This window comes from Pseudoalteromonas sp. GB56, assembly GCF_054923835.1.
The window spans coordinates 395,650-415,214 of the sequence record NZ_JBPCHK010000003.1; the positions used below are offsets into that span (position 1 = coordinate 395,650).

General features: G+C 45.2%; 14 protein-coding genes and 1 pseudogene. 8 read left to right on the plus strand and 7 right to left on the minus strand.

Annotated elements, in window-relative coordinates; genetic code table 11:
• Nucleotides 1-134: 134 nt before the first annotated feature.
• Complete coding sequence (locus ACH19P_RS17195) at nt 135-860, minus strand: tetratricopeptide repeat protein (RefSeq protein ID WP_462159836.1); 726 nt, start codon at nt 858-860, stop codon at nt 135-137.
• Between the two features lie 249 nt (nt 861-1,109).
• On the opposite strand from ACH19P_RS17195, the gene ppc reads away from it, so the two are divergent.
• Both ppc and cdd read left to right on the plus strand, forming a co-directional pair.
• Nucleotides 1,110-3,734 carry a phosphoenolpyruvate carboxylase gene (gene ppc, locus ACH19P_RS17200; protein ID WP_462159837.1) on the plus strand — a complete coding sequence of 875 codons (2,625 nt, stop codon included), beginning with the start codon at nt 1,110-1,112 and terminating at the stop codon, nt 3,732-3,734.
• Between the two features lie 143 nt (nt 3,735-3,877).
• The gene (cdd, locus tag ACH19P_RS17205) at nt 3,878-4,714 is read left to right on the plus strand and encodes a cytidine deaminase (protein WP_462159838.1); all 837 of its coding nucleotides are present in this window, start codon (nt 3,878-3,880) and stop codon (nt 4,712-4,714) included.
• On the opposite strand, the gene udp is transcribed toward cdd, so the two are convergent.
• Entirely contained in the window at nt 4,711-5,466 is a 756-nt protein-coding gene (gene udp / locus ACH19P_RS17210) for a uridine phosphorylase (RefSeq protein WP_462159839.1), read from the minus strand. The genes cdd and udp overlap by 4 nt on opposite strands.
• A 276-nt stretch (nt 5,467-5,742) precedes the next feature.
• Between udp and ACH19P_RS17215 the strand changes: the two genes are divergently transcribed.
• From ACH19P_RS17215 to ACH19P_RS17230, 4 genes and pseudogenes are all read left to right on the plus strand, one after another.
• Entirely contained in the window at nt 5,743-6,522 is a 780-nt protein-coding gene (locus ACH19P_RS17215) for a DUF2189 domain-containing protein (protein WP_462159840.1), read from the plus strand.
• A gap of 292 nt (nt 6,523-6,814) precedes the next feature.
• On the plus strand, nt 6,815-7,924 hold the full coding sequence (locus tag ACH19P_RS17220) for an arginase family protein (protein ID WP_462159841.1): 1,110 nt from the start codon (nt 6,815-6,817) through the stop codon (nt 7,922-7,924).
• A 110-nt stretch (nt 7,925-8,034) separates the two neighbouring features.
• The gene (locus ACH19P_RS17225) at nt 8,035-9,699 is read left to right on the plus strand and encodes a cyanophycinase (protein ID WP_462159842.1); all 1,665 of its coding nucleotides are present in this window, start codon (nt 8,035-8,037) and stop codon (nt 9,697-9,699) included.
• Nucleotides 9,700-9,954: 255 nt separating this feature from the next.
• A pseudogene (locus ACH19P_RS17230) lies at nt 9,955-11,576 on the plus strand (diacylglycerol kinase family protein).
• Here the strand turns inward: ACH19P_RS17230 and ACH19P_RS17235 are convergent.
• Genes ACH19P_RS17235 through hmgA form a run of 3 tightly spaced genes read right to left on the minus strand, consistent with a single transcriptional unit; the run spans nt 11,577 to nt 13,821 of the window.
• Entirely contained in the window at nt 11,577-11,870 is a 294-nt protein-coding gene (locus ACH19P_RS17235) for a DUF1496 domain-containing protein (RefSeq protein WP_462159843.1), read from the minus strand.
• A gap of 23 nt (nt 11,871-11,893) precedes the next feature.
• Nucleotides 11,894-12,520: a maleylacetoacetate isomerase gene (gene maiA, locus ACH19P_RS17240; protein WP_462159845.1), complete on the minus strand. Its 627-nt coding sequence runs from the start codon at nt 12,518-12,520 to the stop codon at nt 11,894-11,896.
• Complete coding sequence (gene hmgA / locus ACH19P_RS17245; protein WP_462159846.1) at nt 12,520-13,821, minus strand: homogentisate 1,2-dioxygenase; 1,302 nt, start codon at nt 13,819-13,821, stop codon at nt 12,520-12,522. The genes maiA and hmgA overlap by 1 nt, the downstream gene beginning before the upstream one ends.
• Before the next feature lie 104 nt (nt 13,822-13,925).
• Between hmgA and ACH19P_RS17250 the strand changes: the two genes are divergently transcribed.
• Nucleotides 13,926-14,372, plus strand: coding sequence for a MarR family winged helix-turn-helix transcriptional regulator (locus ACH19P_RS17250; protein ID WP_462159847.1), 447 nt, complete (start codon nt 13,926-13,928; stop codon nt 14,370-14,372).
• A gap of 51 nt (nt 14,373-14,423) precedes the next feature.
• Here the strand turns inward: ACH19P_RS17250 and ACH19P_RS17255 are convergent, their stop codons facing one another.
• Both ACH19P_RS17255 and ACH19P_RS17260 read right to left on the minus strand, forming a co-directional pair.
• On the minus strand, nt 14,424-17,546 hold the full coding sequence (locus ACH19P_RS17255) for a TonB-dependent receptor (RefSeq protein WP_462159848.1): 3,123 nt from the start codon (nt 17,544-17,546) through the stop codon (nt 14,424-14,426).
• Nucleotides 17,547-17,627: 81 nt separating this feature from the next.
• On the minus strand, nt 17,628-18,461 hold the full coding sequence (locus tag ACH19P_RS17260; RefSeq protein ID WP_462159849.1) for a S1/P1 nuclease: 834 nt from the start codon (nt 18,459-18,461) through the stop codon (nt 17,628-17,630).
• Nucleotides 18,462-18,748: 287 nt separating this feature from the next.
• On the opposite strand from ACH19P_RS17260, the gene ACH19P_RS17265 reads away from it, so the two are divergent.
• Complete coding sequence (locus ACH19P_RS17265; RefSeq protein ID WP_462159850.1) at nt 18,749-19,561, plus strand: PhnD/SsuA/transferrin family substrate-binding protein; 813 nt, start codon at nt 18,749-18,751, stop codon at nt 19,559-19,561.
• Nucleotides 19,562-19,565 lie beyond the last annotated feature (4 nt).

Consider the following 19,565-nt stretch of genomic DNA (forward strand, 5'->3'; position numbering starts at 1 on the left):
GCCTCAGAAAAACAGAGGAGGTGGCATTCAAATACATCCATATATAACTTTACATCCTGTAAACGAATTAAGCAGATAGAGATACCTTAAAGGAGACCCCGCAGAGGGAACATCTGCGGAGCTCATTGTGCATATTAGAGGCGACGGCCTTCACCTGTGTAACGTCCCGCAAGGATTTTCTCATATATTGAGTCTGCCGTTTTCTTTGCGCGCTCGATAGCGTCAGGCTGCAATTTACGTTCATCGAGTTTTCGACTGGTGCTCGCATCATCGTTGCCGTTGTATTCAGCGATAGTATTCCAAATATATGATTTTTCTAAACTCTTAGGTACTCCTAAGCCTTCATAATACATCAAAGCTAGATTGAACTGCGCCAGTGTATAGTTTTGCGCAGCTGCTTTTTGATACCAATCAACTGCCGTTGGGTAGTCTTTTAGGACGCCTTCGCCATTGGTGTACATCACGCCTAGGTTGTACTGTGCAGCTGCAATCCCCTTCGCTGCAGCACCTTCGAATAATTTAACGGCGTTTTGCAGGTCAGTTTTCACGCCTCTGCCTTCTTGATACATCACCGCCAAAGAAAACATCGCGTCAGCGTAATTTTTATCAACAGCTTGTTGGTATAGCTCCGCCGCTTTATGTTGATTTTTAGCAACGCCATAGCCGTTTTCATACATTTGTCCAAGTTCATAGAGGCCTGGTGCAAATCCTTTATCTGCTAGGTATTGGAACTCCGTTAGTGCGGTTTCAAAATCACCGACATTTGCTGCCGCTATGCCTTCTTCTAACCCAGCGTGCGCTGGTGCCGTCAATGCAAAAGAAGTGCAAAGGCCGACAATATATAGGGTTTTTCGCAACATGTGTGTGTCTCCAGAGTCACTGCTATCTTCCTGATTCTAGCTTGTTTATTGGTGATTATCCAAAGTCTTGTTATAAAAAGATATGAGTTGAACAATGCGTTGGTTTTGTAGTGGCTTAGTTACAAACGAGCGGAGCTATAACCCGTTTTTCATGCACTTGAAGATTTATCACTCATGGCTATGCCCCCTTTAATTCACTCCCTGATCCATGCTACAACTGGTGCATCATTATGCACAGGAGGAATGGGAATGAGTGACCAATATGCTGCGCTACGTAGTAATGTAAGTTTGTTAGGACAAGTTTTAGGTCAAACCATTGAGCAGGCGCTTGGGGAGCAAGCACTGGACAAAGTAGAGCAAATTCGCCAATTAGCTAAAAGCTCGAGAAATGGTGATGAACTAGCCAGAGAGCAGTTGCTTACTGAGCTTCAAAACTTAAGTGATGACGAACTTTTATTGGTAGTAAGAGCATTTAACCAATTCCTTAATCTTGCTAATGTTGCTGAGCAATATCACACAGTATCGCGAAATGCCGATGAAGGGTTTTGTCAATTAGACCCATTAAAACAGACGTTACAACGTTTAAAGCACAATAATATCAGCGATGAACAAATAAAAGATGCTGTCGCTAAACTTGATATCAATATGGTGCTTACGGCACACCCTACAGAAGTAACCCGTCGTACCTTGATTAATAAGCACGTGCAGCTAACGAACTGCCTAAACCAACTAGAGTTGGGTGATTTGTTGCCATCTGAGCGAGCAGCCATTATGACGCGTGTTCGCCAACTGATTGCACAAGCTTGGCATACCGATGAAATTCGCCAAAGCCGTCCCACACCGTTGGATGAAGCGAAATGGGGTTTTGCGGTGATTGAAAACAGTCTGTGGCAAGCAGTCCCTGAGTATGTTCGTGAACTCGATTCGTTATTATCAGAAGAATTGGGTGTTGGTTTGAATGAAGCTGCCAAACCTGTACGTTTTACCTCGTGGATGGGGGGAGATAGAGATGGTAATCCGTTTGTCACCGCGACAGTCACGCAAAGTGTTATTGAGCACGGGCGATGGATGGCATTGGACTTATATATCCGTGATATCAATCAATTGATCAGTGAACTGTCGATGCACCAAGCCAGCGAGGCCTTGTTAGCGGTTGCTGGTGATGCGCATGAACCTTATCGAAAATTACTAAAAACTTTGCGCACGGATTTGCAAGTAACGCATAAATTCTTGGAATCAAAAATTACGGGTCAACCGACTCGGGGCGAAGACAGAATCACTGAAATTGCGCAGATCGCCGATGTGTTGCAACTGTGCTATGAATCGCTGTGTGCGAACAAAATGAAGACTATCGCTGATGGGCTGCTCAAGGACACGCTCATTCGCTGTCGCTGCTTTGGTTTGCAGTTGAGTCAACTCGACATTAGACAAGACAGCGATAAACATGCGCAAGTGCTCAGTGACATTACCCAGTACCTAGGCTTGGGTGATTATTTGTCTTGGGACGAGCAGCGCAAACTCGACTTTTTAGAAGCTGAACTCGCTAACAAACGCCCCTTGCTTCCAACTCATTGGCAAGCAAGTGAGCAAACCCAAGAAGTCCTTGATACCTTTAAAGTTATCGCCAACAACCGTGCTGATAAATTCGGTATCTATATTATTTCGATGGCGCGACAAGCGTCCGATGTACTGGCAGTAAAACTACTGCTCAAAGAAGCCGGTTGCGAATTTAATATGCCTGTGGCGCCATTGTTCGAAACCTTGGACGATTTAAATCGCGCATCTCAAGTTATGACCACCTTGTATGAGAATCAAGTATATCGTGACATCATGGGCGCGCATCAATACGTGATGATAGGCTACTCTGATTCTGCGAAAGACGCGGGTATGATGGCCGCAGGTTGGGCTCAATACAGTGCAATGGAATCCTTGGTACAACTTAGCGAGCAACATGGCACTGAGCTTGTTTTGTTCCACGGCAGAGGAGGTACCGTAGGGCGCGGTGGTGCACCTGCTGCACAGGCATTACGTTCACAACCTCCGGGCAGTTTGAAAAATGGCTTACGAGTCACCGAGCAGGGTGAAATGATTCGTTTCAAGTTTGGCCTACCTGCGGTGGCCAAGCAAAGTTTGCATCTCTATGTTGGTGCAGTTTTGGAAGGTAATTTATTGCCGCCGCCTGAGCCAGAGCCGCAGTGGCGTCAAGCGATGGAGCTCATTAGCGATGTGTCCTGTAATCATTACCGAGGAGTCGTGCGCGAAAATCCTAATTTCGTGCCTTATTTCAGAAGCGCAACCCCTGAACAGGAACTCGGGAAACTCCCTTTGGGTTCTCGTCCAGCAAAGCGTAACCCCAATGGCGGGGTTGAAAGCTTACGTGCTATTCCTTGGATTTTCGCTTGGTCTCAAAACCGCTTGATGTTGCCTGCGTGGCTTGGCGCTTATCAGGGTCTTGGCGCAGCGATTGAGCAATTTGGTGAGCATCTTTTACAGCACATGTCACAGCAATGGCCATTTTTCCGTACGCGATTGGAAATGCTGGAAATGGTGTTTTGTAAAGCGGACAGTTGGTTGAGTGAGTATTACGACCAACACCTGGTGGACAAAGCACTACAGCCTTTAGGTATAGAGCTACGAGGTGAGCTGAGTAAAGCCACTGCACTGGTAAAAGAGTTGAGCCCAGAGCATACTCTGCTGGGCCATCAACCATGGATCCGACAATCCATTGAGTTACGCAACCCCTATACCGATCCACTTAACGTGTTGCAAGTTGAATTACTAAAACGTGCTCGCGCTGGTGGTTCGGCGGCGTTGGATAATGCCCTAATGATCACCATGACGGGAATAGCAGCAGGTATGCGGAATACAGGCTAAAAGAAACGTCTCAAGCCCTCATCATGAGGGCTTGTTATTTTTGGCTAGATTAAATGCAGTGTGACACTATGTGCCTGTAGTTGCTCCGCTACTGCCGCTGCGGTACTATCGACTCAAATAAATATAACAATCAAGGCTGCTGTGTGAGCCAATCTACTTTGCTCGAAACGATTGAGCGCCAACGTGGGATTATCACTTCTTCTCAATTTACCCAACTAGCAAATGATTTACATACTGATACTGCAGCAACGGCCGCGTGGTTGCTGGATGAGTTTAAGCGTTGGGCAGTTGCACCAATTTCTAACTTTCATGTGAGCGCATTGGTTCACGCCAAGAACCAAGAGGGAGAAGACTTCTATGCGCTTGGTGTCAATGTGGAAATAGCCCATTTCGGTTTAGAGAGTGCAGTACATGCTGAGCAATGTGCACTGCACAATGCGTGGTTAAATGGTGCTGTTGAGCTTAAACATATCTATATAAATGCGGCTCCTTGCGGGTATTGCCGCCAATTTATGAATGAATTTGTTAGTGGCTCTGTGTTGCCTGTGAGTATTGCTGATACGCACACAACACTCAATGCGTTACTACCTCATGCGTTTGGGCCAATTGATCTAGGTGTTAAAGAATCTATTTTTACCGCGGCGGTGACATCGGATATGGACGGTACACATACCCACACACACCTGCGACAACATCAACAGGCAAGTTATGCACCCTACAGTGGTGGGCGAGCGGCTGCTGAGGTGAGTTATGAAGGCGAGTCATTCTATGGACGATACATCGAAAACGCGGCGTTTAATCCAAGTTTCAATCCATTTTTGGCGGCATTGAGTCAGATTGCGTTGTGTGGACAAGGAATTGATTTTAATAAAATTGCGGCTGTGACCTTGTTAGAAACTCACAGCCTAAAATCTCATCGCGAAGTGATAGCCACGATGGTGCATCGGCTAGCACCGAATGCCCTGTATGAATCGGTCTAACCCAAAAGCGATTGTGCAGCAGCGATCACTTGGGTAATCGAACGCTTCTCGACAGCTTGAATATCCACCGCTGGGATCTCTTGATCGCAGCGGTTTACTAATACTCCTGCGATACACGCAGCCTTCAATCCTAGCGCACTGCACATGGTAAGCAGCGTTGCTGATTCCATTTCATAGTTCATCACATTGAGTGCTTGCCATTGCTTCATACTTCCTTGTAGGTGTTGAGGCACATAGCCGCTGTGGGTGTCATAGCGCTCCTGTCCCGGATAAAACGTATCGCTTGATGCGGTAATACCAATGTGATGCGGCACATTATTCGCCTCACACGCGGCGACTAAGGCGGCTGTCGCTTTGAAATCTGCAACAGCGGGATAGCTCGCTGGTGCAAAATGATGAGAAGCACCATCTAAACGCACAGACGCTTGAGTAATCAATAAATCCCCAACATTAATATGAGGTTGAATAGCGCCAGTGGTGCCAACGCGTAAAAAGGTCTCAACACCTAATTGGGCAAGCTCTTCCACAGCGATAGAGGTTGAAGGACCGCCGATACCGGTAGAACACACGACAACAGAAATACCCTTTATTTCGCCTAAATAAACGTGAAACTCTCTGTGTTTGGCGAGGCAAGTATGATTTTCTAATAACTCTGCGATGACGCCTGCACGTTCAGGTGCACCGGGAATGATAGCCAGTGTCGCGCCTTTGATTTGTTCCTTACTGATCCCTAGATGAAACATCGTTTTCATGATAGCTCTCTTATGCCATATCGGTGATGCTGCTCGTAATAAGCCTATGTATATTGTTCAGTACACAGTGCCTATTCTCACTCATTAATGAGCGAGAATGATTATAAAAACAATAGCATCACTGATAAGTAATTGTTGATGATAATTCTGGGGTACATGCTGCGGTTGTTTACTTTGAGTCAATAAGGACAAATGTCCGATATTAATGATCCAAATCCTTGCTTGTACAGTAAATCTCAACTAGATGTTAAGTAACTGTATCATAGGAGGTAAGTTATGGCTGTATCAACAAACGCCACGAGTCATACCGAGTTTGCGCGTTGCTTTGAATGTAATAAAATCAGTACCTTCGCTCCTTTTCATTGGCTAGCATTGGCCTTTGGAGACATGGCGAGAGCTCCAATCCTGAGTTTAATTTATGGCCTTGTATTCACACTGATACCGGCAACAATCTTATTCTTTGTTTATTCCAGCCAAAGTCACTTAGTTATTTTACCCGCTGCAGTTGCGTTTGCACTGGTCGGGCCCGCGTTTGCTGCCGGCCTATACGACGTCGCATGGGAATTAGAGAAAGGACATACGCCAACACTCACACACAGTCTCAAATCTATGTTTCGAAACCCCGCAGGGGAATGGGGTTTTGCGGTATTACTGATGGTTGTAATGATAGTGTGGATGCGACTCGCTGCCTTGGTTCATGCGCTATACCCTAATACGGTGAACCCCAGCTTTGAGGAACTCAGTGCGTTCTTAACTCTCGGTTCGTTAATCGGGGGAGTACTTTTAGTCACTGTGTTCGCGATGTCGGCGTTCACCCCTCAAATCATGATGGAGCGCAGAGTGGATATTATGACCGCGGTCGTGAGTTCGATGCACGCTGTGCGCAATAATATTGGTGCGATGATTGTCTGGTGCGGATGCATCATTGCGTTAATACTCATCGGCTTTGCAACGGGCACGGCAGGCTTTATTATCATTATGCCATTGTTAAGTTATGCCAGTTGGCACGGCTACATCGCCACTATCAAAACAAAACGCCCAAGAACGTACGAATAGGGTGATTTATCTAATATTGGCTGGCTTATGCAGGTATTGTGCATAGCCAGTCACCTAGACACAAAGCCCGTTTTAGACTGGGTTTGACTTCTGTGCTCAGCTTGTATATTGATCCAGTATTAACCCTTACCTACGTTTCCTATTTAAAATAAAAAGTTAATAAAATTAGTTAGTTAATGTAAATCATCATTCCTATTTTTGAGGAAGTTAGTTTGATTTATGCGGTCTAAACCAGAAGCTAGTAAAAAATTTTAGGTAAGTATCAGAATTGCATAAATATTGAGGAGATAGCATGTCAGCGAAGTGGCAGGACTTTCGTAATAAAGTAGAGCAATGCTTGTGCCCGCCGGGTAATGGTGTATTCACAGTAAATACGGCAAAAGAGCGTAAAGCGGCGTTGCATCAAAAGCTCTATGGACAAACAGAGGACATAGACACTCTGTGGCGCGACTCTTTAGAAGACCTGCAAACGACTGAACACAAAGCTGTGATGTTGGGCATAAGCTCTGATTGCGGCGGCGGTATTTTACGTGGAGCCAACTGGGGGCCCCTGTTTGTGCGCACTACTTTGATTGAACAACAGCCGCAAGCACGTGCTTTTGATTTAGGTGATGTGCGCGTTATCCCACACCTTTTACATGACAAATATCTAAACGAAGGCACCATCAGCAACTGCCAAAAAGCATTATATGCCGACGAGCAGAGTGAGTACCACGTCAGTCCGTTGTCTATTACAGAAGATGTGTGTGCCGATTTTTATGCTAACTTCCCAGAAAAAGGCATTTTTGGTATCGGTGGTGACCACTCAATCAGTTACCCATTGACGAAAGCTTACTTACAGGCAAAGCGTGATCAAGGTAAGAAGGTTGCTATCATCCATTTTGATGCGCACACTGACTTGCTCGTTGAACGCTTAGGCATTGATTTGTGCTTTGGCTCGTGGTGTACACACATCTTGGAATACTTGCCTAATCCATCACACTTGATTCAGTTTGGCATTCGTTCAAGTGGCAAACCAAAGGCGCATTGGGAAGGCACTTTTGGTGTGAAGCAACATTGGGCGCATGAAATTAACGAGCGTGGAACACAGGCCGTGATTGATGAAGTGCTAGCACAGTTACGAGCCGATGGTGTGGATGAATTATACGTAAGCTTTGACATTGATGCATTGGATGCAGAGTTCGCATCAGCTACCGGCACGCCTGAAGAGGATGGGTTAAACCCGCAACAAGCGCTTGAAATTCTCAGCGCTCTAGGCGATGAATTCCCAATTACTGGCGCAGATATGATGGAAATAGCCCCATTTACTGACAGCTCGCTTGTCGGTCAATCGAGCTCTGAAACAACCTTGCGAGAGGGGGCAAAAATTTCAGCCTTCTTATTACAGGCAATGAATAAGTAAATACCAAAGAAGAGCGCGCAAGCGCTCTTTTTCGTTATAACTTAAGGACTTTGACATAGTAGCGCAAAGCAGTTAGCGTGGCGGTGCCGCTAAAACTTTTGGTACACAATGTGATGAATTTAAATAAACACCATTTCTTTGCTGCAGCCATATTAATGCCGTTTGTGCTTGCCATCTTTAGTGGAGCAGCAAAAGCGCAAACACACATATTGATAGGCGGAGCGTTGGAGATATGTACATCAACATCACCAAACTTTTGTACAGAAGGCTTTGTGCCACAGGGCAAAATTGAAGCTACCTATCAAGTTGATACAGAGGGACTTTCCCGTATCAGCGAGACTTTCCCCGCGCACCATGATGTATTCAAAAAGCAGGTTATTACTTCACTCACGCCATTGATAAGTAATGCCCAATATTCTGAATTCGCGCTGTTGCAGAAGTGGTATGGTGTATACGAACAAGCTCAGTTGTTATCTCCTGAAGAGCTTGATTTTGTTTTAGACTCGTTAGAAGTAGTGCAATTGAATGCTCAGTCGCAACAACGAGTAGAACAAGTTTACTTAACTCAAAGCGCGTCATCAGCAAGTACCGAGTTGGTTTCATTTATAACCAATGCCACTAAAATAGCTGCGCAGCAACGCCAAGAGTCGGCGCAGGTATTAGTCATTACCGCGTCAAATCGTGACCCCTATGCCAGTGCAGATTACTATGAACAACTCTTCTCGTCTGCAAACCTCAATAGTGAATGGTTGGCTCTTACACCGTCATTGGCACAGGCCATTAGTAACAAACAATGTGATGAATTAGAGGCATTGCGCCTGAAATTTGGCGTGTTTGACAGGTCACGTGTTTATCGCCAACGAACAAAGCAAGAAGCAGCCCTGTGTATGGGCGGTATTGAAGCCCTTATTGCCAAGATTAAAAGTGCCACTACTGTGGTTTTTAGTGGGGGTGACCAAAGCCGAACGAAGACCATATTATTCGACGAAAAGGGCGATGCATATCCCTGGACAGCAGCGTTAAAAGAACGCGAAGTTATTGTGGGGACCAGTGCTGGTAGTGCAGTACAGAGTGGCGGACACAATAGTGCTGGCTTTGTGCCTATGATCACAGGCGGAGATGCCATCACAGCTCTTTGGCAAGATAATGCGTCTAGCCCTGCAAAAACGAATAAAAATCATGGTTATGACGCCATCAGTTTCGATCCCCAAGGTGGATTAGGTAGTGTTGACTATGGTGTGATTGACACCCATTTTAGTGAACGAAATCGAACTCTTCGGTTAAACCAAGTGGTGCGACAAAGTGGCCAAATCGCGGGCTATGGTATTGATGAGACAACGGCGCTAATTACCATTACTTCTGAACAAGGAAGCGTGGCGACCGTGCTCGGGCAATCGGGAGTGGTGAAGGTAATACCGATTGAGCAAGGGGTATTTTTATACAGTTATTACCCCTCAGGTGTTCGTTTAGAGTTTAACGATGACCAGTGGCAATTAGCTTCACAGACTAACCAAACAGATACACATGCTCCAATGGCCCGAACTCTGCCAGATAAACGTTTTGGCGATATCCTGTACGATGGCAAGTTACGCAGCTTAACCCAAGCGATGTGTTTAACGGCAACGCCACGTGCTAAAGCAGAGCAATATGCGCAAGGAAAATATTTTGATTTCGCTTTGACGCAACTGCCATCGACGCAATTCATTAATACTGATACGACAAACAACGCGTGTGCCATCGAAGGGCTAAAAATTGAATATGCTCAAAGGCGATAAGCGCTGTATTGATTCGTTTTACTCACTCAGTAAATCGATAGCTTAGAAAGTCATAGGTTATGTATATATTGGCTGTTGCACTTTAATGGATACAAAAATTTAACTAAAGTGTAGGAGTGTCAGACACTTTGCTGTACATTTTTATTAAGTGAGGAGTGAACGTAGGCGATACGGTTTGGCTAAATACATGATATTGCTTGCGTATAGTCATTGTCGTGATATTTTTAAATTATAAACACATACAGGGAGTGGTAGATGTACGCCGCTATTGCATACTTGGTGTTAGCCGTCATTCTGTGCGCTTCGGCCTCAGTAATTAAGCACTCTTATTTTGCAGTCTTTTTTTACTGGACTGCCTTGTCGTTGTTCCTTGTTTCCCTTGCTTATTTGGCCAATGCTGGGCGTATTTTCAGGAAACGGCAAAACGGCACCATACCTTGGTACATTCGTTGGGCATTTATCCCGTTTTTACTCGGTGCTCAGCTCTATAATGCGTGGCAGCGCAGAACAGATAAAGTCCCCCGATTCAAGAAGTAGAACCTGGTTTATTTCTGGCCTGCCGATTGTTTCCGCCTGATGTAGACACACTCAAACACGAAAATGTCACCGCTATTCTCGATGCGACATGCGAATTTGACGGTCTTGATTGGACAGTCTTTGGCGAAAATATTAGCTATCTAAATATCCCTGTCCTTGATCACGCTGCACCTAACCGAGCGCAACTGCGACAAGCCATCAATTGGATTCACCATCATCGAAAACGCAACCGCAATGTGGTAGTGCACTGTGCGCTGGGCCGTGGTCGTTCAGTGTTGGTGATGGCTGCATATCTTTTGGCAAAAGAGCCTGATGCTAACGTTGATGAAGTGTTGGCTCGGATTCAAGAGACGCGAGAGACTGCGAGCTTGAACCGTTTTCAGCTCAAAGCACTGAAAAAAATGCACAAACGGGGCGAGCTTGTTGTGCGCAATAAAGTCTGTTTAATTGCGAATCCAGTTTCTGGGCGCAAATTATGGGCTGACAAAAAGCATGACATCATGTCGCGATTAAACGGCTATTTTGACATGTCTGTTAAGGTGACTTCCGAGGAGGTCAGTGGTACCGAACTTGCCAAGCAAGCGATGCAAGAGAACCCTGACATGATCATTGCGTGTGGTGGTGACGGTACAATCACCGAGGTTGCCAGTGTTATTCGAAATACCAATGTAGTTCTAGGCATCATTCCCCTTGGCACTGCCAATGCGTTAGCACATGTACTCATGGGCATTGAGACCAAAGCATTTGGCGTCGATAAAGCACTCGATGTGTTGATTAGTGGAGATGCAAAGGCAATTGACACGGCTACGTGCAACGATGAGATCGCTTTGTTGCTGGTGGGGATTGGGTTTGAACACAAGATGATTGAATCCGCACATCGTGATGCGAAAAATAACAGTGGTCAATTTGCGTATTTACAAGGTTTTTGGCAAGCACTCAGTGAACACAAGGCCAAAGACTATGTGCTGACACTGGATGAAATGGAACCACAAAAACTGCACACCAATAGCATGATCATTGCCAATGCAGCACCCGTATTCACCTTGCTTGCACAAGGCAGAGGGCAACCAGAGCATGATGATGGTTTGTTGGATGTTAATTGGTTGGAACCTGCGAAAGACTCAAGCGTGAAAGCGTTAAGTATCGCCGAGCTGGCTTTTAATAGTGTCACCCAGACCCAGTTGGACGTCAATGTGCATCATACGAATGCTAAAAATGTGACGGTTCAAAGTGATGAACCCATAGACTATGTGGTTGATGGTGAAACGCGTCAGGCAGATGAGCTGAACATCCAAATTCAACCAAGCTCATTGAAGGTGATGGTGCCAAGTGTACGTTAATTAACGCACACTCAGTTTACTTTTCTTTTGCGGGTATAACGCTTGTCCTTGGTCATCCATGGATAACCAAACAAGGGGACCGTTTGGCTGCGAAGGGTATTTAAGGGCGCACACTTTATTGGTATTTCCCATTAATACAATTGCTCCTTCGCTGTAACGCTGCTCTTTGTACCAACACACCTGTGCAGGTGATAGCGCATCACCCGCGCCAACAATAACGTTTGCTCGCTTTGGTTCATTAGCACTGAGGTGGGCACTTATAAAAATAGCCACTAAAAACAGCGTTTTGTTCATTTGACGGTCCCGTTAGTCATACCCTACTGTGCATCTATTTGCTGATCTGGTGCAGCATCACTGAATGCTTTAAGGGTATTACAATGGTTGTAGATTGCCATTATTTTCGGGTAGTTATCCATTGGTGTATTGAAGCGCAACGCATTATAGACCTGAGGCACTAGGCAAATATCGGCAAGCGTTGGCTGCTCGCCACAGCAAAATGCTGTGTCACCTAGCATTTTTTCTACCTTATCAAAGCCCGTCATGATCCAGTCTTGATACCACTTAGTTTTTTGCTCGTCCGTTACTTCCAACTCGTTGGTTAGATACTTAAGAACGCGCAAATTATTGAGAGGATGAATATCAATGGCGATGGCGTATGCAAGGTTACGCACTTGCGCTTTTCGCCAAGGATCGCATGGCAAGATAGGTGTTGTTTCAGTTGTGTCTTCTAGCCATTCTAAAATAGCCAATGATTGCCCAAGCATGCCTTGATCAGTTTCCAATGCAGGGAGTAAACCTTGCACGTTCTTCTCAAGGTACTGCTCACCTTGCTGTTCTGATTTCAACAAATTCACGGGGACAATCTCGTGCGTAAGGCCTTTCAAATTTAAAGCAATACGGACACGATAGGCCGCTGATGAGCGAAAGTAGCTATATAGCTTCATTACTTCTCTCCATTAAAGTGTTTTTTGATGCCTTTCCAGCAATCTAGGTAATTGCTTTGACGCTCCTCACCTTCCAGCGCGTACTTGGTCGGTGCAATGATGTAGCGTGACTCGAACATAAAGGCTAGCGTATTTTCATAGCGTACAGGCTCTAGCTCTGCATTACTCGCTTTTTCGAAGACGTCTGCTTCAGGACCATGTGGTGACATGCAATTGTGTAAGCTTGAACCACCCGGCACAAAGCCCGCTTCCTTAGCATCGTATACACCCTTGATTAAGCCCATGAATTCACTCATGAAGTTGCGGTGATAATAAGGAGGGCGGAACGTGTCTTCAGCAACCATCCAGCGCTCTGGGAAGATAACAAAATCCACATTTGCTACACCCGGTGTACCCGATGGCGAGGTTAACACTGTGAAGATTGAAGGGTCGGGGTGATCATAGCTCACAGTGTTCATCACGTTAAAGCGCGCTAAGTCATATTTATACGGTGCACTGTTGCCGGTCCATGCTACGACGTCTAAAGGCGAGTGCTTGATGTCGGCACGATAAAGTTGGCCACTGAACTTGGCAACCAGCTCAAAGTCACCTTCGATGTCTTCAAACGCTGCAACAGGGTATTGGAAGTCACGGTCGTTGGTATAACCATTGGCGCCCACAGGACCACGCTCTGGCAACTCATATGGGTTGCCATAGTTTTCACAAATATAGCCACGTACTGGTCCATCCGGCAACTCTACGCTGAACTTCATACCGCGAGGGATAACGGCGATTTCACCTGCTTCAATTTCAAGTACGCCACACTCTGTTTTCAATACAAGACGGCCTTGCTGCGGTACAAATAACATTTCGCCATCTGCATTGTAAAAGTAGCGACCTGTCATTGATTTATTGGCGACATACACATGAATGCCGATACCCGCTTGGCCATTGACGCTGCCATTAGCAGCCATAGTCACTAGACCATCTACAAAATCCGTGTCTTGCTCTGGAATTGCAACAGGATTCCAACGCAGCATGGTCGGTGGAGTAGGGACTTCGGTGATTGGCGCGCTACGAAGTAGGCCGTTGTCCATAATCTCGTAGTCGCCTTGAATAACAGACGGACGAATACGGTATAGCCATGTACGGCGGTTATGAGCACGTGGAGCGGTGAACGCCGTGCTAGAGAATTGTTCCGCGTAGAGGCCATAATTTACTTTTTGGGGGCTAAATTGGCCGATAGGTAATGCATTTTCCAGTGCTTCGGTTTCAAACTCATTACCAAAGCCAGTCATATATTCAAGTTGCGTGTTGCTCATTGCGATACTCCTGTTGTATTGTTTAAGAAGATACTCTCATGTGAGAGTAAATTCAAATGCTGGTTTGATATCGGTGTAAGCAATAATTTACGTGTATAAAGAACATGACTTTTAACCTCGATACCTTTATTCCCTATCTTATGACGCTGACGGGCTCTGCCGTGAGTGATGCCTTTTCACAAGTGTATCAAGATAAGCTCACTAATCCGCAGTGGCGTATTGTTTGCCATTTAATGCAAACACCATCCACACTCACATCAAAACAACTGTGCGATAAAGCAATGCTTGATAAATCTACAGCGTCGCGTGCAGTTGGCGAGCTACATCAGATGCAGTGGGTTGAGGTGAGCCAATGTGAAGAGGACAAACGAGCTAAGCAGGTGAGTTTGACGGACTTAGGGAAGCGCGAGTTCGCCAATTTAATCCCCAACGCACTAACGTGGCAAAAGCACTTATTAGCTGATTTTGATGAGCAAGAGAGGGCGGTATTACTTAGCTTGCTGGCCAAGCTTGAAGCTCAAGCAAAAGCGATAAAAAAAGCCCATCAGTAGGGATGGGCTTTGGCAGTTTTTACGTAAAACGCAAAATTTGTCTAATCGTGATTAGAAGGTGTAACGAACACCTACACGCATTTCCCAAAGAGATGAATCACGTTGTACAGAAGTATCTTGGTTACCATCGTTGAAGCCTGTGTACACATAACGACCTTGGTCATCTATGTGCATGTCAACCATTGTGTTACCAACGAATGAACCTTTCTTGTACGTACCCCAATCATCATTAAGAAGATTAGTGAGGTTGTCGATTACGAAGAATGCTTCACCTTTATGGCCTTCCATGAAACCAGGAAGTTGTTGTGAAATCTTCAGATCAAACTTCACGAACCAATCCGCACTTTCACTGTTACGTGAGCGAATAGAACCGCGCTCTAGGTTTTCATCTTCAATGAACTGGTTGAATGCAGCTAGCTCGTCAGCTGGCATGTCATATACTACGTTCGCATCGTTTGTAAGTGGTACATACAGCAACTGGCGGCTACCGTTCCAGTTTGAGTCGCCAAATTCACCGTCTGCACGGTTGAATGTATAGCTGTAAGGAAGACCTTCACTCGCTTGACCGAATAGGTTGAAGCGCGTTGCGTAACCGTCAAAGAACTCGTGTGAATAACCTAGGCTGAACGTAAAGCGGTGTGGTACTTCATAATCTGATGTGCCTTTACCTGGGTTCTCTGGGTTGATGGTTGCCAGGTTACCGTAGTTTGAACCCGCCACTGAGCTAGTCATTGGGTTAACGTCTTCGCTGTCTGTGTACGAGTAGGCAACAGTAAAGTCAACGCCGTTGTCAAAGCGCTTGCTTAGCGCTGCTGATAGCACAGTAGACACACCGTCGTTACCTTGTACATTGGTCAGCATGTATTCGCTGTTACGACCTTCGATGCTTTCCATGATAGGACGACCGTCGAATGTTGTTTCGCCGCTGTCACGAAGTGCGATATCGCGAATGATTGCTGAGTCTTGCTTCTGGGTATGAAGCACATCTAGGTTTAACACGTATTCGTTTTCAAACGTGTATGTGGCACCTAGTGAATACTTCCACTCTGAAGGGATTTCAAAGTTTGGATCAACCACGTTGACCGATGCATCACCTTCACCTGCTGGCGTATTTTGGATTTCATCGTACATGCTTTGTGGTACTTCAAAGCCCGGTGTGCCGCCATTAGTGTAAGCGATATCAAATAGATTGATTCCGCCACGCGCTAATAGGCCGATTTGTGTTACACCGTCGTTTTGGTAGGCGTTTGAAACCCACACATTCGGGTTACCACCTGAGTAAAGACCGAAACCAGCGCGTACTTCTAGGGCATCATCTACAAACCAGTTAAAGCCAACACGTGGTTGAATTAGGTCTACACCGTCAAGGTTCTGTTGGTTTGAGAAGCCATAGCGATTTTCAAATTGCGCATTGTAATTTGGTAGATCATCACTCTTATACGCGTCATAGCGTAAACCGAATAATAATGTTGCGTCGATGTCAGAGAATGCATATTCATCTTGTACATAGAAAGTATGCACTTCGTAAGAGAAATTAGCAGCTAGATCGTTAGGGTTGTTGGTACCCGCAGCATTATTGTAATAAATGCGATCCGCGATTCCTTGCTCGTAATCGTCGATTGAGTTGAAACGGAATTCACCATCAGTGTGCTGAACGAACAGGTTGAATACGCTTAGGTCTTCATACTCATAACCAGCAGAGATAGTGTGTTGGTCTAGGTAATAAGTACCTGCAAGCTTAACGGTGAAGTTATCCCAATCAAGGTCGTTTGAGTGACGAGAGTCATCAGGACCGATATAAACGGTGTTGCCGCCTACACGAATTTGGAATTCACCAAAGCTGCTTGCAGCATCGAGAGACTCTTGACGCGCATCTAGGTCAGATTTACCAACACGAATTTCAGTTGAGAAGCTGTCGCTCCAGTCTGAGTAAAGCGCACCTACGATTGACGTAAATTCAGCACCACGCTCATAGAAGTGGCTAGAAAATGCTAGCTCATCGTTATCTGCGTCTGACTGAGAAAGTGCGAAGCCATCGTTATAGTTATAAACGATGTTTGCACGGTGATTTTCGTTGATGTTCCAGTCAAGCTTTACAAGTAGCTTTTCGTCTTCAACTGGCATTGAGCCCGGAGTGCCACCTAGGTCGTAGTTATATACGCTTTGCGTGATTTGACGAATACGGTCAATATCAGCTTGTGAAATAGAACCACTGTCAACAGGACCATAGTTGAACTGTTGTACACCCTCTAACTTGTCGTAAGAAGTGAATAGGAAAAGCGTGTCTTTAATAAGCGGTAGGCCAACGTTGAAACCGTAGCGCTCTTCGGTGTAGTCGCCGTTATCGATTTTGCCATCGATATCGCCGATGCTGTCACCCTTCATTGAATCATTGGTGTAGTCATAGAACACGCCACCATGCACTTCATTGGTACCAGACTTAGATACCGCGTTGATGTTACACGCAGTGAAGCCACCGTACTGAACATCAAACGGTGCCATTTCTACAGCAACCTGCTCAATTGCATCAAAACCGAAAGGCTGACGAACTGTTGGGTAACCATTTGAATTCAAACCGAAGTTATCGTTCATACGCACGCCATCTAGCGTCAAGCTGTTAAAGCGAGGGTTTGCACCACCACAGTGAATAGCGTCACGGCTATCATCGATGTATACACGAGGGTCGATACGTACGATGTCTTTAAGGTCACGGTTGATTGCAGGTGCGTTTTCTAAATCTTCTTGTGTGAAGGTAGAAGCTGGACCTGTACCACCAGAGAATGAACTAATAGGACGGCCAGTTACAACGATTTGCTCAATGTCGCTTTTTGCCTGTAGCTGAACAGTAACTGGGTATTCTTTACCCAGAGAAAGTGATACACCTTCAACTACTTGATCTTCAAATTTGTCAGAGTCAATCAAAACGTTGTATGGACCACCTACGCGAAGGCCTTTCGCACTAAAGTAACCTGCGTCGTTAACAACAGCTGTTTTAGTTGAGCCAGTTGGCAAGTGGATGATTGTTACCACAGTACCTGCAGCAGGGTTGCCGCTTGGGCCTGTGATTTGACCTTTGATAGACGATGAAGTCTCGTTTGCGAAAGCACCAGCGGATACACCCATAGTCGCTGCAATAGCGACAGAGATGGCCGTTTTCCTAAGTTGCATTTTCATGTTGTCGTTTCCCGTGTTTAGTTTATTTGTTAAACATTATTTAAGCTCGGCCGTAATGCACCGATAATTATTTTTGTGCGGTTATCCCGCTGTCCCTTGATAGATATGATTCAACAGCGCGCTTAAACGCAAACCACCACGAAGCAGCTGTTGTTCTAATATAGTCTTATTTTCATATACATAAGCGTAGCTTATACGCTCAGATGTGTCTGTATAGATAGCCGAGGCAAGCTCATGCGATTCCAACAACCAGCCCTTTACGTTGATGTCATCTTTATAGACAGACGTTTGTTCACGCTCGCAGCATAGAAATGATACATATTCAGAATATGACAGCTGCTGGTTATCAACTAGTTGGCTATCCCAGAGGCGATGCAAGTTGGTTACCTTGCCAAAAAAGTCGACGTTTATTTTGTTACCGCCTCTATCTGCTGAGCGGCCAACGTGAAGGGGCTGGTGAATATCACCCACAAGATGAATTAAGAATTTAAGGTAAAAAGCTTGTTCTTCAATTGACGTATTCTTTGAACTTAATGCCTCGATGGCACTCAAAATAGCGGTGTAGGCGTCTTGGATGTCATGTCTGTGCTGCTGTGCGGAATAGGTAGCAGTTAAAAAGTCTTTTTTAGAATCGATGTTAATGTAGTGCCAACGCGATGACTGGCGTTGCCAGAATTCATCTGGCGCAGAACGCATTTCATCTGCCCATGTGCTGACTTGAGCAAGGCTATGATTTCCTAAAATAGCCAACACCCTTGCTTTTGCTTCTGCAGATAGGTTTTGCTGAGCAATCTCACCGATGATGCGATGACCGTTCGCGCCCCAAGCAAAAGCATGGTTTGTAAATGTCATGATCATGAGCACTGAAGCTAATACAAAAGCCGTAAAGTGTTCGCGAATATGCTGTAAATCCATTGTTGTTATCAAGTTGCACTGTTGCCTTGTTGATATAAATTTTCCAAGTTTTTTGTCTGAAAAAAAAGGACTTAATGGGATTCATAATTACTTGTTAATATACATGTTAAATCAATAGGTTACGAATAACGAATAAAATTACTTATTGCAATGAGTAATAATAACTGTTGAAATAACGGCAACAGAAATTCAATTCAATACAAACCTAGTTGCAATCACTAAAACGCTTGCGTGACCGTGCGCTAATTTTAACAACTATAATTATTGTTGGTTTACTGAGTTACCTCATGGGTGAGCGCAGCGCTGCTTCGCATTTGCCGCAGTTGGATAATGTCGTTGAAACGTCGTTCAGCTGTAAGAGTAAAAGTGACGGCAATAAGACGCAGTTGACTCTCTTTGCGCAAAGCCAACCGATTGCAACGGAATTAGCACAAGAACTTTGTGACAACCCTGTTGTTTCAAAGCAATATGGTGAAGTTTATGCTTATTGGGGTGGCACTTCGCAACATGAAGTGAATTTCCTCGGCAAAGGACTGGCGCACTTAATTCTTGCTAAAGATAATTTGATCGATGCTTTTGATGCCCGAAATACATATGGTTATTACCCGATAATCGGTTACCCATCGTATACGGCTTACTTTATTGGCAGCCATGAAAAACCCAGATTGGATAAAGCTTACTTTCTTGATAAGCGTATTGGACTCATTGATTATCCGACCAGCCGCTCTGGGCACATCATTCCGAAACAAGTGTTTAAAGAACTCGACATTAACCTAGACACCCTGAATATTACGTTTGCTAACTCGCACCAATCATTGCGTGAAAAGTTGGCTAAAGGGCAGTTAGACGTCATTGCCTCCTATTGGCAACAGAGTGACAGCGAACGGTTTTCAGCGAACTATATTACAGCGATTGGCAGTAATATTAGCGGGAGTCATTGGTATTTGAAAAAGGCTGCGGACAACCCAGATTTAGCGTGTGCGCTGCAAGACACCTTGATTGCTATGGCAAAAGCGCAAACTTCAGCGTATTTCAGCGGGGCGAAGGCCTATTGGCAGTGCAGTGATGCGCAAACGGCCAAGTTCAAAGAGGGTGAGTGATGAA

Bases quoted from the DNA above. Each gene is read 5' to 3' on its own strand.
- ACH19P_RS17255 (WP_462159848.1), bottom strand. From the start codon at position 17,546: ATGAAAATGCAACTTAGGAAAACGGCCATCTCTGTCGCTATTGCAGCG.
- ACH19P_RS17220 (WP_462159841.1), top strand. From the start codon at position 6,815: ATGTCAGCGAAGTGGCAGGACTTTCGTAATAAAGTAGAGCAATGCTTG.
- ppc (WP_462159837.1), top strand. From the start codon at position 1,110: ATGAGTGACCAATATGCTGCGCTACGTAGTAATGTAAGTTTGTTAGGA.
- ACH19P_RS17250 (WP_462159847.1), top strand. From the start codon at position 13,926: ATGACTTTTAACCTCGATACCTTTATTCCCTATCTTATGACGCTGACG.
- hmgA (WP_462159846.1), bottom strand. From the start codon at position 13,821: ATGAGCAACACGCAACTTGAATATATGACTGGCTTTGGTAATGAGTTT.
- ACH19P_RS17260 (WP_462159849.1), bottom strand. From the start codon at position 18,461: ATGGATTTACAGCATATTCGCGAACACTTTACGGCTTTTGTATTAGCT.
- maiA (WP_462159845.1), bottom strand. From the start codon at position 12,520: ATGAAGCTATATAGCTACTTTCGCTCATCAGCGGCCTATCGTGTCCGT.
- ACH19P_RS17265 (WP_462159850.1), top strand. From the start codon at position 18,749: ATGGGTGAGCGCAGCGCTGCTTCGCATTTGCCGCAGTTGGATAATGTC.
- ACH19P_RS17235 (WP_462159843.1), bottom strand. From the start codon at position 11,870: ATGAACAAAACGCTGTTTTTAGTGGCTATTTTTATAAGTGCCCACCTC.
- ACH19P_RS17215 (WP_462159840.1), top strand. From the start codon at position 5,743: ATGGCTGTATCAACAAACGCCACGAGTCATACCGAGTTTGCGCGTTGC.
- ACH19P_RS17195 (WP_462159836.1), bottom strand. From the start codon at position 860: ATGTTGCGAAAAACCCTATATATTGTCGGCCTTTGCACTTCTTTTGCA.
- udp (WP_462159839.1), bottom strand. From the start codon at position 5,466: ATGAAAACGATGTTTCATCTAGGGATCAGTAAGGAACAAATCAAAGGC.